Raw genomic sequence first — 13739 nt, 5'->3', positions numbered from 1 at the left:
CCCGCCCGATCAGTTTTTAGGACTTCATCGCGGCAAGCACAGCATCGCCGGTGATCGGCAGGTGACGCACGCGCGCGCCCGTCGCGTTGAAGATCGCGTTGGCAATCGCGGGTGCGATCACGGTGGTGCCGGGTTCGCCCAGACCAACGGGTACTTCGGTGCTTTCGACAAAGTCGATTTCAAGCTCGGGCACATCGGCCAGACGCAGTGGCGTATAGGCCCCGAGGTTCAGGTCGATGACGTTGCCGTTCTCGATCCTTGTACCTTCATGCAGCGCCATCGACAGCCCCCAAAGGGCCGCACCTTCGCATTGTGCGCGCGCCCCGTCGGGGTCCACCACGGTACCGCAGTCAAACGCCAGCCACATCTTCTGGACATCGACCTCGCCCGTTTCAGGATCAACCGCCAGCTTGACCGCCGCCGCTGTCCAGGTCGGCATGCTGCGCGACTGGCCATAGGTGGTGGCAATACCGATTGCGGTGCCCTCTGGCAGCTCTGCACTGCCATAGCCCGACATCTCTGCCACGCGCTGCAAAACAGCGGCCTGACGCGATGCCCCACCAACCGCGTTAGGCGCAGAGCCCGCGTTGATGCCTTCGGCCTTCAGGTGATCCAGACGGAACTGCAGCGGATCGGCACCGACTTTATGCGCCGCTTCATCCATGAAGCTTTCTACCGCGAAGTTGGTCCAGCCCGGTCCGACAGACCGCAGCCAGCCGGGACGGAAGGTCGCATTCGCCAGATCGTTCGAGATCGCCCGCACCTGATGCGCACCCACCGTGTACCAGTGATCGGCACCGTCGATGGCAAAGGGGTCATAGGGTTCTTCGTTAACACCTTTGGGCATGAAACCCGGTGCCATCACCTGCGTCGGCCAACCGGCTGCGGCGTGGTGTTCCATACCCGTGACCGATTTGGCATCGTCGAACGCCATGCGCAGTTTTTGCACGGACGGCGACCGGATGCTGTCGAACTGCGCGTCTTCCTCGCGCGAGAACACCAGCTTGACCGGCTTGCCAACCGCTTTCGAGGCGAGCGCTGCGGGCACGATATAGTCACCGTTCAGGCGACGGCCAAAGCCCCCACCCAGCATATAGCTGCGCATCACGATCTTATCGGCGGGCACTTCCAAAGCGGCGGCCAGCGTGGGCAGGATCAGCGATTGCCACTGGTTGCCCGCGTGAGTTTCCCAAACACCATCGGCGTTCTGGAAAACGGTGGCGTTCACCGGCTCCATCTGGAAGTGCAGCACGGATTGCGTGGTGTATTCGGCTTCGAGCATATCTGCGGCGCCATCAAAGGCAGCGGTCGTGTCGGGCTGCTCTGTGTGCAGGATCGACCCTTCCTCGCCCTGGATCAGCTCGCGCGAGCGCGCCTGGATATCCTCTTCCGAGACATTCGCCGTCTCGCCCGAGGTCCAGTCGACGCTGATCTCGTAGGTCGCCGTGCGCGCGGCGTGCAGCGTTTTGCCCAGCACCACAACCCAACCCGGCACAGTGCCCGACGGGTCTTCGATCACCACGGTTTCGAGGTAGCCCTTGATGTCCTTGGCACCGCTATCGTCCACGGCATTCACCTTGGAGCCATAGCGCGTCGGCGGCAGCATCGGCACGCCGTACACCATCCCGTCGACCTTGGCGTCCAGACCATAGATCGCCTGACCCGTGGTTTTCGTATCCAGATCAAGCGGATGCACGTCCTGGCCCACAAGGCGCAGGTCAGCGTGAGGTTTCAGCGGCAGGGCTGCCAGCTCTTCCTCGGTGAAGCTGCGGTCAAGCCCCTCGGCCACCAGATCACCATAGCTGATGGTTTGCGTGCCATCGGTCACCGCACCGTCGCGTGCGGTCAGACCCGAGGCATCAACACCCCACTTTGCCGCTGCGGCTTCGATCAAGGCGGTCCGGCCAGCGGCCCCTGCTTGACGGTAGACGGGCCAGCTTTGCCAGATCGACCAGCTGCCGCCGGTGACCATCAGACCCCATTTCTCGGCCGTATCGACATGGGTGATGTGTACGTTTTCCCATGCGACTTCCAGCTCGTCCGCCAGAATACGCGCGATGGCGGTGCCCACGTGTTGGCCCATCTCGGCGCGGATGATGTTGACGTTGACCTGACCCTCGGCGTCGATCCAGTACCACATCGACGGCTCGAACGTGTCGCCATTGGGCGTGACCGGCGTGCCATCCGGCACCGCAGGGTTCATCGCGGCGTTCGACGCCTGCGGGAAGCCGAATGCAACGCCAACGGCCGTCATGGAGACAAGGAACCCACGGCGGGTCATCTGGGGTTGCGTCTGTGCGCCTGTGAGGCGGGAAATCAAATTAGCCATTGTCGGAGCCTCCCATAGCGGTGGCGGCGTCGCGCACGGCTTGACGGATTCGGGGATAGGTCATGCAGCGGCACAGGTTGCCGGTCATCACCGCGTCGATGTCGTCATCGCTGGGGTTGGGCGTGTCTTTCAGCAGCGACGCTGCCTGCATGATCTGACCCGACTGGCAATAGCCACACTGGGGCACGCGCAGGTTCCGCCACGCTTCTTGCACAGGGTGGTTGCCGTTTTCGTCCAGCCCTTCGATGGTGGTGACCTTCATCCCTTCGACATCCGAAAGATAGGTGATGCAGGACCGTGTGGCCGTCCCGTCGATATGCACGGTACATGCGCCACAGGCGCCGATGCCACAGCCGAACTTGGTGCCGGTCAGCCCGATCTCGTCACGGATCGCCCACAACAGGGGCGTATCCGGCTCTGCGTCGACAGAGACCTGCCGTCCGTTCAATTCGAATTCAATCATTAAGTCGTTGTCCTTGGGTAATTTTTGCCTAGGGCGGAGGGCGCGTATAACAGCGTGGTTTCGAACTGGTCAACATAGGTTTCATGGCACCCTTTGACAGGTCTGGACCAAGATGATCACGGGATTGTCAGACGTCCGTGCGCGATACGCGTTTGATGATCTTACACGGAAAGCACGCTTGGCGAAAGAATATTTCGCCACCCCTCACACACGCATGATTTTCCACAGCGCAGTCTCGCCTTGTTTATCCAGTCACTGGCAGGTACTGCCCCCCATCACCAGACTGTATAGGACAGTCCGGTCATCAAGGGTCCGGCAACGTCATGGCGCAAAATTCTCTGATCTACAAAGTCGAGCTTTCGGTCTCGGACATGGATCGCCACTACTACGAGACGCACAAGCTGACCGTGGCCAAACACCCGTCGGAAACTGATGAACGTCTGATGGTCCGTCTGCTGGCCTTTGCCCTGAACGCGCATGAGCACCTTGAGATGACAAAGGGCCTGTCGACCGATGATGAACCCGATATCTGGCAAAAAAGCCTGAGCGACGAGATCGACGTTTGGGTGGCTCTCGGCCTGCCAAGTGAAAAGATCATCCGGCAGTCCTGCAACAAATCCGCGCGGGTCGTGATCTATTCTTATGGCGGCAAAACCGCAGAGGTCTGGTGGGACAAGGTCCGCAGCAGCACCGCCCGTTTCGACAAGCTCGAGGTCGTCAATCTGGCAGAGCATGACACCGCGGCGCTGGCAAAGCTGGCCAGCCGCGCGATGAAGCTTGGCGTGCATATTCAGGACGGTGACGTGATGGTCAGCGTCGATGACAGCGTCGTCTACCTGACGCCCCAGACGTGGAAAGAAGCGGGCTGACGCGCTACTGGCGTCGGGGGTGACCCCTCGCCAGCGCGCATGTAAGCGAAACTTGTGCCGCTATTGCATGGAGTGGAAGCCGACCATATTGCCCTCGGTATCCTGACACACGAGGATCCAGCCAAACTCACCGATGGATGTTTTCGGCTGCGCGACGCTGCCGCCGGCGCTGGTCGCGCGTTTCTCTTGGGTGGCGCAATCCTCGACCATGAAATAGACAATCGTGCCCCCAACCCCTGGCCCCGCGTAAGGCGCTTTGGTCAGCGCGCCCCCCGCGCCATAGGCTGTCATCTCGGTCGGGAAGCTCATCATCTGCATCTCACCGCTCGGGTCTGGCATCGGCTCCAGCTTGGTGTCGAGCATGGCTTCGTAGAACCCGACCGCCCGATCAAGGTCGTCCACATAGATATCGAACCATCCTACGGCATTCATCTTGGTCATTTCCTATCCCTTTCAAATGTTTGGTTTTGTCGTAAAATCGAATTGCCCCGCCGGTCAGACCGCACTGGACGCATCAATGCGCCGCTCAAGATGCCAGATCTTCGATACAATCTGCCAGCCCTGCGCGCCCTTCACGAAACCAAGGTGATCGACGAAGACATTGTCATGGGCGCGGATGCGGATTTTCACCGTTGCACTCAGCGGCGACAGCATGTCGATCATCAATACCTCGGCCTCGCGCGGTTGCCCGATGCTGGCAGGAGAGACGCGGGCCCCGACATCGCGGCTGAAACTGTCGATCGGCTCTACAAAGACCGCCCCATTGTCACCGTCAAACAGGCTTGAGCTCGGGTGGAACACGGCATTCAGCTTGTCGGTGTCACACTCGTGTATCGCGTCAAAATAGGTCTCTATCGCGCTCAGCAGGTCAGGGTGCAGGGTCATGTCAAACCTCCGGTATGTGTTGCTGATCCAAGATTGCCATTTCTGCGAAACACGCGATACTGGCTATATTGACAACCTTCGGTCGGATTCTGCCAAAATGTCCCAAATCGCGCCCCGAAACGCCCCCTTGGTCTGTGCGCTTGCCTATGACGGGCTGTGCACCTTCGAATTCGGCATCGCGGTAGAGCTTTTTGCCCTGCCCCGACCCGAGTTCGCGGATTGGTACCGCTATGCCACCGTTAAGGCCGAACCCGGTCCGATCCGCGCCACAGGCGGCATCACGATCGAGGCGCACGACGATCTTGATCTGCTGCGGCAAGCCAGCCTCATCATCGTGCCCGGCTGGCGCGGTGCCGATGCCCCTGTCCCGCCCGCGCTATGCGCCGCCTTGCAAGACGCCTATGCCCAAGGCGCGCGGATCGCGTCGATCTGTTCAGGTGTCTTTGTCTTGGCCGCGGCGGGGCTGCTGACAGGCAAAAGCGCCACAACCCATTGGCGCTACACCGATAAGCTGGCCGCGCGCTACCCTGACATATCCGTGGACCCTGATGTGCTATTCGTGGAAGACGACAGGGTTTTCACCTCCGCCGGATCGGCGGCGGGGCTGGATCTGGGGCTGCATATCATTCGGCAGGATCACGGCGCGCAGGTCGCTGCGTCTGTCGCCCGCCGGCTTGTCCTTCCCGCACAACGCGATGGCGGGCAGCGTCAGTTCGTGCCCCGCCCCGAGCCCAAGGCGCGGATGGGGTCGGGTCTTGCGACGCTGCAGGATATGATCCGCGCCACACTTGACGAGGACTGGCCGATGGCGCGTATGGCACAAACCGCCGCGACCAGCGGACGCACGCTGGCCCGCCGGTTCCGCGAAGAGACAGGCGACACCCCCCTCAACTGGCTCAAGCTTGAACGGGTATCCCGCGCCGCTGAACTGCTGGAAAATAGCGCCATCCCGCTGGCCGATATATCAGAGGTCTGCGGCTTCGGCTCGGCCGAGAGTTTTCGCCGCGATTTCCGCAAACTGATGGGCGTTCCTCCGATCCGGTATCGCGAAAGGTTCGGGGCTGCCGCCTAGCCCGGAACCCTACGCTCGGTTTCCCGCACCGTCCGCACAAACGCGGCTACCCGGCACCCGTCGCGTTTGCTAGGGCTTTGACGTAACATACCAAAAACCCCGAAGCAGAAGGTGTCGCGTTTTATGTTGACCAATAGTGATCTTGTGGAACTGACCGAATTTCGCCGCGCGCTGCATCGCCATCCCGAAGTCTCTGGCGAAGAGGTAGAGACCGCAAAGACCATCGTTAGTGCGCTAAAGCCCCTGTCGCCCACCCGCATCCTGACAGGTCTTGGGGGGCATGGCGTCGCGGCGGTGTTCGACAGCGGCACGGCTGGGCCGACGGTCCTGTTCCGCGCCGAGCTTGACGCCCTGCCGATAGAAGAACGCAACAGCGATATCGACTGGCTGTCCGAGGTCGCGGGCAAAAGCCACGTGTGCGGCCATGATGGTCATATGACGATGCTGCTGGCTTTGGGGCGCATGATCGCGCGCAAACCGGTTGCCACGGGGCGCGTGGTGCTGATGTTCCAACCCGCGGAAGAGGACGGCAGCGGGGCCAAAGCGGTGGTCAGCGATCCCGCATTCGACGCGATCAAACCGGATTGGGCCTTTGCGATCCACAATGAACCGGGCAGTCCGTTCGGCTTTGTCTCCACCCGCGTGGGGCTGATCAACTGCGCGTCGATGGGGCTCAAGGTCAAGCTCAGCGGGAAAACCGCCCATGCCGCCGACCCGCAAGACGGGGTATCGCCCGCGCTCGCGGTGGCACGGCTTATCCCCGCGCTGGATGATCTGGGCCACGGCGACGGCGGCCCGCGCAACGACGACTTCCGGCTGGTCACCGTCACCCACGTCACTATAGGAGAGCCGACTTTCGGCATCGCGCCGGGTGCAGCAGAGGTGTTTGCCACTCTGCGCACCGCCGGCGATGCGGGGCTGGAAAACCTTGAGGCCGCCGCGCGCGATCTCGCATCAACGATTGCAGCTGACTACGGTCTTGGCGTCTCTTTCGAGGTGCATGACCATTTCGCCGCTTCGATCAATGACGCAGACGCCTATGCCGTAGCGACCAAAGCGATGGAGGGGATCGGCGTGCCTTTTGGCGAGGAAAACGTACCCATGCGCGCCTCCGAGGATTTCGGCGTATTCGGCTGGGGGGCCAAAGCCGCAATGCTGTGTCTCGGACCGGGGGAGGATCACGCGGCCTTGCACAACCCCGACTATGACTTCCCCGATGACCTTATCCCCATCGGCAGCGGGATCTTTGACCGCATCGCCCGAGATCTTCTGGGGACGGCGTAACCCGCCCCCTCCTGAACGCGCCGCCCAAGCCCGCTAGTCCTGCGTCGCCAGCAAATCGGTGATCAGCGCATGGGTCGCACGGACCCGCGCCTCGTTCGGGTAGTTGCGGTTGGCAAGCACAACGATCCCAAGGTCTTGCCCCGGTAGCAGCGCGACATACCCGCCGAACCCGTTGGTCGCGCCGGTCTTGTTCAGGATCACATCGCGCTGCGGCGGCAACGGTGGGGTCAGACGGGTCGCGGGCTGGGGCGACAGGATAAAGTCATAACCGTTGCCCGCCTCCATCCTGGCGACATCGACAGGCCAAGGGTACTGCTCCCATATCATGTCTTGGGTGTAATAGGCCGTCTCTGCCTGCCCCTGCCGTGTGCGTTCAAGCGCTGCGGTCAGCGCGGGATTTGCCCCGCCGCGGCCCAGCTCCAGATCCAGCAGGCGCAGCATATCACGGGCGGTCGATTTCACCCCATAGGCTTCATCTGCCAACACGCCGGGGTTAACGCGAATGGGCGCATCCGTCTTGCGGTCATAGCCAAAGGCATAGCGATCCATCGCGTCATCCGGCACGTCGACATAGGTGCTGCCAAGCCCCATCGCGGGAAACAGCACATCCTGAGCCGCTTGGGCAAAGGACATACCCATGGTCTGTGCCGTGATATGCCCCAGCAAGCCGATGCTGACGTTGGAATAGCTGCGTGTCCCCGGTTGCGGCGGTTGCCAGCTCTCTAGCCAGCGGATCAGCTCGGCCACATTGCCCACCTCGCCGGGAACCTGAAGCGGCAAGCCACCGGTGACATGGGTGGACAGATCAACCAGCCTTATCGCGCCGAAAGCGGCCCCCTCAAGCTGCGGTATGCTGTCCGACACAGGCGCATCCAGATCAAGCATACCGCGGTCTTCAGCCAATGCGGCCAACGTCGCGGTGAAAATCTTGCTGATCGACCCGAGCTCAAAGATCGTATCCGGCGTCGCCGCGACATTGCCTTTGCGCGCCGCCACACCCGTCGCATAGAAGCTATGCTGCCCCTGCCAGGTGATGCCCACGACCAATCCGGGGATTCGATACTGCTCGATTACCGGTGCAAAGCTGGCATCTGCGATATCGACAATCTGCTCGCTTGTGGCGCTTTGTGCGAACAGCGACGCGGGAAGAGCAAAGGGGACCGACAGCACGACTGCCAGTGCGAGGTTGGGGAATTTCATATCTGCTTCGACCTATTCATGGGTGTTGCCGACGTCATTAAGCGGCACGCCTTCGATGCACAAATGCGAAAATGCGCGGACGGACCGGTGCGCGCCCCGCCGCTTGCCGCTTTCGCAGTAATTTCCCTTGGCTTCCCGGCTTGGCCCGCTACCTTGATCCTCAAGTTGTGCAAACCAGTCACTTTTTACGCCAAGGAGCCTGCATCTCATGAAAAATTCCCTTCGTATCACCGTATCCGCCGCGACCCTTACCGCGGCACTGGCCTCGGCCGCGGCCGCCGACATCACCGTATCGTCCAAGATCGACACCGAAGGCGGGCTGTTGGGCAATGTCATCGCCCTTGCGCTAGAGGACGCGGGCCTGCCTGTCGAACGCCGCCTGCAACTGGGCGGCACGCGGGTTGTCCGCGAGGCGCTGCTGTCCGGTCAGATCGACATTTACCCCGAATACACCGGCAACGCGGCCTTCTTCTTTAACGAAGCAGACAGCGACGTGTGGAAAGACGCCGAAGCCGCACACGCCCGCGCGGCCGAGCTCGACTCCACGCAAAACGATGTCACATGGCTGACCTCGGCCCCTGCCAATAACACATGGGCTATCGCGGTGACCGGCCCCGTGGCGCAAGACAACAACCTGACCACCATGTCCGATTTCGGCGCATGGGTCGCGCAGGGTGGCACGGTCAAGCTCGCGGCCTCGACCGAGTTTGTGTCCTCCCCCGCGGTGCTGCCCGCGATGCAGGATACCTACGGGTTTGAACTGAACGCGGACCAGACGGTGATCCTGTCCGGCGGCGATACAGCGGCCACGATCCAGGCCGCCGCACGGGGCACATCGGGTGTGAACGCCGCGATGGTCTATGGCACCGACGGCGGTGTCGGTGCCACAGGTCTGGTGGTGATGGAGGATGACAAGGGCGTGCAGCCCGTCTACGAGCCCGCCCCTATCGTCCGCGCCGAAGTGCTGGCCGAATACCCGTCGATCCCCGAGGTGCTGAACCCCATTTTCGAGGGGTTGGACATGGCGACGCTGCAAAAGCTCAACGGGCGGATTCAGGTTGGCGGTGAACCGGCAGAGGCCGTGGCCCGTGATTACCTCACCCAAGCCGGGGTGCTGGACTGATCCGGGGCACGATGTCCTTGCAGACCTCTCGGGCGCGGCTATCCGCGCCGGGGGTTCTATTTGCCGTTCTGGGGGCCGCAGCGATGCTGGCCCCCTTTATGACGCTGGCCGCAAACCGTATCGTGGCGGGGGACGCGGTGCCGATCTGGGTGGTGGTCCCCGTATCGCAGATGATCCCCGGATTGGCAGCGATCGTGGCGGGGCTGGCGTTGGGCCTGCCTGCAAGACACGTGGGACTGCGTCTGGCGGGGCCGCTTGTGGGGCTGGCGGGGTTGCTGTGGCTTCTCGTCCAGGGCGCGCCAGCGCTGCTGGAGGGCGCGGGCGATTACGCAAGGGTCTCTCCGGCGGCGGGGTTCTGGTGCTTGCTGGTGATCTTTGCCCTGCTCATGGCCGATGCAATCACCGCGATGAAACCGGGGCCCTTTCAGCGCGCACTATTGCTGACAGCGGTGTTGGGGGCCCTGTCCGTCGTGCTCGGCTCTGGTGCGCTGGCACCGCTGTCGGTGATGCAGGAATTTGCCGCGCGCCGTGACGCCTTCGCGTCCGAAGCGACGCGTCACCTGTGGCTGGCCTTCGGGTCGCTTGGCATGGCGGGGCTAATCGGCTTTCCCATCGGCGTTCTGAGCCACCACAAACCCGCGCTGCGCAGCGCGATCCTGCCGGTGCTGAGCTTTTTGCAAACCATCCCCTCGCTCGCCATGTTCGGGCTGATGATCCCCCTGCTGGGCTGGGTCGGTGCCACCGTGCCCGGTGCGCGCAGCATTGGCATCGCGGGCATCGGATTCGCACCGGCCTTTGTCGCACTGGTGCTCTATTCGCTGCTGCCCGTCGTGGGAAACACCGTGGCCGGTCTGGCCGCCACGCCGCCGCAAGCCCTGAACGCCGCGCGCGGAATAGGCATGACAGCGGCGCAACGCCTGTGGCGCGTGGAACTGCCCATCGGCCTCCCCGTGATCCTCACCGGCCTGCGCATCGTGCTGGTCCAGAACATCGGGCTGGCGGTCATCGCGGGGCTGATCGGCGGCGGCGGCTTTGGCACATTCGTGTTCCAGGGGCTGAACCAGACCGCGACAGACCTGATCCTGCTGGGCGCGCTGCCCACGGTCGCGCTGGCCCTGACGGCGGCCATCGTGATGGATATTCTGGTCGACCTGACCCGCCGCCTCCCCAAGGAGACCCCATGATAGAGATCGACAATATCACCAAAATCTACGACAGCGCCCGCGCCGTCGATGGCGTGTCGATGACCATTGATACCGGCACGATCACCGTTATTGTGGGCACATCCGGTTCGGGCAAGACAACGCTTTTGCGGCTGATCAACCGGCTGGAAGAGCCCACCTCGGGAGAGGTGCGGATCAACGGGCAATCAACGCTCGACGTCAAGCCGCATATCCTGCGGCGGCGGATCGGATATGCCATTCAGGGGCACGGGCTGTTCCCGCATCACACGGTCGCGCGCAATATCGGCGCGGTGCCGCAATTGCTGGGCTGGCCCCGTGACAAGATCGACGCCCGCGTGGACGAACTGCTTGATCTCTTCTCGATGGCACCGCAAGAATTTCGCCACCGCTACCCCTCTGAACTGTCGGGCGGGCAACAACAACGGGTCGGCGTGGCACGGGCTCTGGCCTCGCGCCCTGATCTGATCCTGATGGATGAACCCTTTGGCGCGCTCGACCCGATCATCCGTACCCGCGCGCAAGAGGATCTGCGCCGCATCCAGCAGGCGCTCGGCTCAACTATTATCCTCGTGACCCATGATATGGAGGAAGCCATTCGTCTGGGCGACCGCGTGGCGGTGATGGATGGCGGCAAGCTGGTGCAACATGCCACCCCGGCAGAGATCATCACCCACCCCGCGACCGATTTTGTCGCCGATATGGTGGGCGATGTCGAACGCCCGCTGCGGCTGCTTTCCCTCACCCCGCTGGCTGACGTGATGGAGGACGGTCCCGCCAACGGCGCGCCCCTGCACCGCGAGGCAAATCTGCGCGACGCGCTGTCGGCCTGCCTGTGGACGGGGCGCAGCGCCGTGCCGATCACCGATAAGGGCAAGATCATCGGCCGCGTGACGCTGGACGCGATCCGCGCCCGCGCCGAGGTGCACGCATGACAGCGGGCAACCTGCTACGCGCCGGTTTGCTGGCGCTGTTGCTCGCTCTGGTGCTACGGCCCGATTGGTTCGCGCCGCTCTTTGCGCCGCTGGCCCCGGCGGGCGGACCGGTCATTTACGCACGCAGCTCTTTGCTGTCGCTCTCGCTCAGCCATTTGGGGCTGGTGGCCCTTGCCTCTGTTGCGGCGACGCTGGTGGCGGTGACGCTGGCGATCTTTGTCACCCGTCCTGTGGGCGCGTCCTTCCTGCCGCTGTCACGCACGATCACCAATATCGGTCAGACCTTCCCCCCTGTCGCGGTGCTGGCGCTTGCTGTGCCTGCCTTGGGGTTCGGGGCGGGGCCGACGCTGGTGGCGCTGTTTCTCTATGGGCTGCTCCCGATCTTCGAGAATGCGATCACCGCCCTGTCGACCCTGCCCCCCGCCACGATGGAGGCCGCACGCGGCATGGGGCTGAACCGCTGGCAACGCCTGTGGCGGGTGGAGCTTCCCCTCGCCCTGCCCGTGATCCTGACCGGCATCCGCCTGTCCGTCGTCATTGCCCTTGGCACCGCCACCATCGGCTCCACCGTTGCCGCACGCACCCTGGGCGAAGTCATCATCGCCGGGCTGCTGACCAACAACACCGCCTATGTGCTGCAAGGCGGGCTGATCGTGGGGCTTTTTGCGGTGCTTATCTATGATGCGATGGCCCAGCTTGAACGTTACCTTAGCCGTCGCATGGGTGGGTAAACCGCGCCGCGTGGAAGCGCGCCGATCCGCCGCCCGCTCAATTGCGCCCCCTGTCCAAGACTTGTATCACACCCCTATGATCCGACAGCTTGCCCCCTTTGTTCTCACCCTCTGGGCCGCGCCGCTGGCCGCGCACCCCCATGTGTTTATCGACACGCAGCTATCGCTTGTCGCCGACGCGCAAGGGCAACTGACCCATGTGCGGGTGACCTGGGAATATGACGCGCTCTATTCCTTGCTGGTGACCGAGGATATGGGCCTTGATACCGACGGCGACGGGGCGCTCACGGAAACGGAGCTTGCGACGCTGAACGGCTTTGACATGCAGTGGGTCGACGGGTTCAACGGCGATCTGGTCCTCAGCGCCGAGGCGAGCAATATCGCGCTGTCCGGCCCGACCGAGATTGCGACGCAGTTTGATAACGGACAGATCACCACGATGCACACCCGCGCGCTGGAAACCGCAGTTCCCGCGGGGACAGCGATCACGATCAAACCCTATGATGCGACCTATTACACCGCCTACGATATCACGACTGCAATAGACACCACGCGCGCACCGACCTGTCGCGCCCGCGTCGCCATGCCCGACGTCACCGCCACGATGGAGGCACTGCAACAACAGCTTGCCCAGCTGGATGCCCAGACCGATCCTTCCGACGCGGGTCTGCCGGATATCGGCGCGCAAATGGCCCCGACGGTGAATGTGACATGCGCCGCGCCCTGACCGTGATCGCCTTGGGCGTGGTCATCGCCCTTGCCGCGCTTTGGTGGACCGGCGGCTTTGATCGGCTGGCGCAATGGGCTGCGGCGCATCAACGCGCGTTTCAAAACAGCATCGCCCTCTCGCTGCGCGCCGTGCGTGCGGGCCAGCCAGAGGCGGTAACCGCCCTGCTGTCCGCCTGTTTCGCCTATGGCGTGGTGCATGCCGCAGGCCCCGGTCACGGCAAGGTGTTGATCGGCGGCTATGGCGCGGCCAAGGCTGTGCCGATGCTGCGCCTGTCGGTGATCGCGCTGCTGTCGTCGCTGGGTCAGGCCGTGACGGCGGTGGCTCTGGTCTATACCGGCGTGAGCCTGTTGCACTTGGGGCGCGAGCGTATGATCTCGCTGACAGAGGCGATTATGGCCCCCGTCAGCTATGGCGCGATTGCCTGTGTCGGGCTGTGGCTGTTCTGGCGGGGCCTGCGCCATTTCCGCGCGACGCTTCCCACGCCGCAAGATCAACACCACGATCACCACGATCACCACCAGCACGACCATGAAGGTATCTGCGCCACCTGTGGCCATGCGCATGGCCCCACCGCTGAACAGGTTCGACAGGCAACCACCCTGCGCGAGACGCTGCTGCTGATCGGATCTATCGCGGTGCGGCCCTGCACGGGGGCGTTGTTCGTGTTGATCATCACGCTTCAGATGGGGATCGCGGGCGTCGGGATTGCCGGTGCTTTTGCGATGGCCTTTGGCACGGCGACCATCACGATCGCCGTGGGTCTGGGGGCCGGCGCGTTGCACGGCGGCGTTCTTGCCGGGTGGGCAAGTACCCCCCGTGCAGCTCAGATCGCCGCCCTGATCGAGCTTGCCGCGGGGCTTGGTGTGGCCCTGTTGGCGGGCGGATTGCTGCTGCGGGCGATCTGAGTTTACCCGCTCGACAAGCGGGGCGGCCAAAA

Annotated in this window: 14 protein-coding genes; 9 read left to right on the top strand and 5 right to left on the bottom strand. The window is 63.2% G+C overall.

Translation table 11 applies throughout. From position 1 onward, the window contains the following. Positions 1-16: 16 nt before the first annotated feature. Positions 17-2329, bottom strand: coding sequence for a xanthine dehydrogenase family protein molybdopterin-binding subunit (locus tag EE36_RS13465; RefSeq protein WP_005853120.1), 2313 nt, complete (start codon positions 2327-2329; stop codon positions 17-19). Beyond that, positions 2322-2792 carry a (2Fe-2S)-binding protein gene (locus tag EE36_RS13460; RefSeq protein ID WP_005853119.1) on the bottom strand — a complete coding sequence of 157 codons (471 nt, stop codon included), beginning with the start codon at positions 2790-2792 and terminating at the stop codon, positions 2322-2324. The genes EE36_RS13465 and EE36_RS13460 overlap by 8 nt, the downstream gene beginning before the upstream one ends. 323 nt (positions 2793-3115) lie before the next feature. On the opposite strand from EE36_RS13460, the gene EE36_RS13455 reads away from it, so the two are divergent. After that, on the top strand, positions 3116-3661 hold the full coding sequence (locus EE36_RS13455; RefSeq protein WP_005853118.1) for a YaeQ family protein: 546 nt from the start codon (positions 3116-3118) through the stop codon (positions 3659-3661). Positions 3662-3721: 60 nt separating this feature from the next. Here the strand turns inward: EE36_RS13455 and EE36_RS13450 are convergent, their stop codons facing one another. Both EE36_RS13450 and EE36_RS13445 read right to left on the bottom strand, forming a co-directional pair. After that, positions 3722-4102, bottom strand: coding sequence for a VOC family protein (locus tag EE36_RS13450; RefSeq protein ID WP_005853117.1), 381 nt, complete (start codon positions 4100-4102; stop codon positions 3722-3724). A gap of 54 nt (positions 4103-4156) precedes the next feature. After that, positions 4157-4546, bottom strand: coding sequence for a nuclear transport factor 2 family protein (locus EE36_RS13445; RefSeq protein ID WP_005853116.1), 390 nt, complete (start codon positions 4544-4546; stop codon positions 4157-4159). A 97-nt stretch (positions 4547-4643) separates the two neighbouring features. Here EE36_RS13445 and ftrA point away from each other — a divergent pair, with 97 nt between their 5' ends. Beyond that, on the top strand, positions 4644-5618 hold the full coding sequence (gene ftrA / locus EE36_RS13440) for a transcriptional regulator FtrA (protein ID WP_254655585.1): 975 nt from the start codon (positions 4644-4646) through the stop codon (positions 5616-5618). A gap of 123 nt (positions 5619-5741) precedes the next feature. Continuing rightward, a complete protein-coding gene (locus EE36_RS13435; protein WP_005853113.1) occupies positions 5742-6902 on the top strand; it encodes an amidohydrolase in 1161 nt (386 codons plus the stop codon). A gap of 33 nt (positions 6903-6935) precedes the next feature. Here the strand turns inward: EE36_RS13435 and ampC are convergent, their stop codons facing one another. Next, complete coding sequence (gene ampC / locus EE36_RS13430; protein WP_005853111.1) at positions 6936-8102, bottom strand: class C beta-lactamase; 1167 nt, start codon at positions 8100-8102, stop codon at positions 6936-6938. A gap of 208 nt (positions 8103-8310) precedes the next feature. Between ampC and EE36_RS13425 the strand changes: the two genes are divergently transcribed. From EE36_RS13425 to EE36_RS13400, 6 genes are all read left to right on the top strand, one after another. Next, positions 8311-9225, top strand: a complete 915-nt coding sequence (locus tag EE36_RS13425; protein ID WP_005853109.1) for an ABC transporter substrate-binding protein — start codon at positions 8311-8313, stop codon at positions 9223-9225. A gap of 11 nt (positions 9226-9236) precedes the next feature. Further along, entirely contained in the window at positions 9237-10409 is a 1173-nt protein-coding gene (locus tag EE36_RS13420) for an ABC transporter permease (protein WP_005853108.1), read from the top strand. Further along, complete coding sequence (locus EE36_RS13415) at positions 10406-11341, top strand: ABC transporter ATP-binding protein (RefSeq protein WP_005853106.1); 936 nt, start codon at positions 10406-10408, stop codon at positions 11339-11341. The genes EE36_RS13420 and EE36_RS13415 overlap by 4 nt, the downstream gene beginning before the upstream one ends. Beyond that, positions 11338-12072 (top strand): ABC transporter permease, encoded by a 735-nt coding sequence (locus EE36_RS13410; protein WP_005853104.1) that lies wholly within the window; start codon positions 11338-11340, stop codon positions 12070-12072. The genes EE36_RS13415 and EE36_RS13410 overlap by 4 nt, the downstream gene beginning before the upstream one ends. Positions 12073-12148: 76 nt before the next feature. Next, positions 12149-12799: a DUF1007 family protein gene (locus EE36_RS13405; RefSeq protein WP_005853102.1), complete on the top strand. Its 651-nt coding sequence runs from the start codon at positions 12149-12151 to the stop codon at positions 12797-12799. Continuing rightward, complete coding sequence (locus EE36_RS13400; RefSeq protein ID WP_005853101.1) at positions 12784-13707, top strand: nickel/cobalt transporter; 924 nt, start codon at positions 12784-12786, stop codon at positions 13705-13707. Before EE36_RS13405 ends, EE36_RS13400 begins: the two co-directional genes overlap by 16 nt. The last annotated feature ends 32 nt before the right edge of the window (positions 13708-13739 follow it).

The sequence above is a fragment of the Sulfitobacter sp. EE-36 genome (genome assembly GCF_000152605.1).
Lineage (GTDB): Bacteria > Pseudomonadota > Alphaproteobacteria > Rhodobacterales > Rhodobacteraceae > Sulfitobacter > Sulfitobacter pontiacus.
This window is presented reverse-complemented; position numbering and strand designations above follow the sequence as displayed.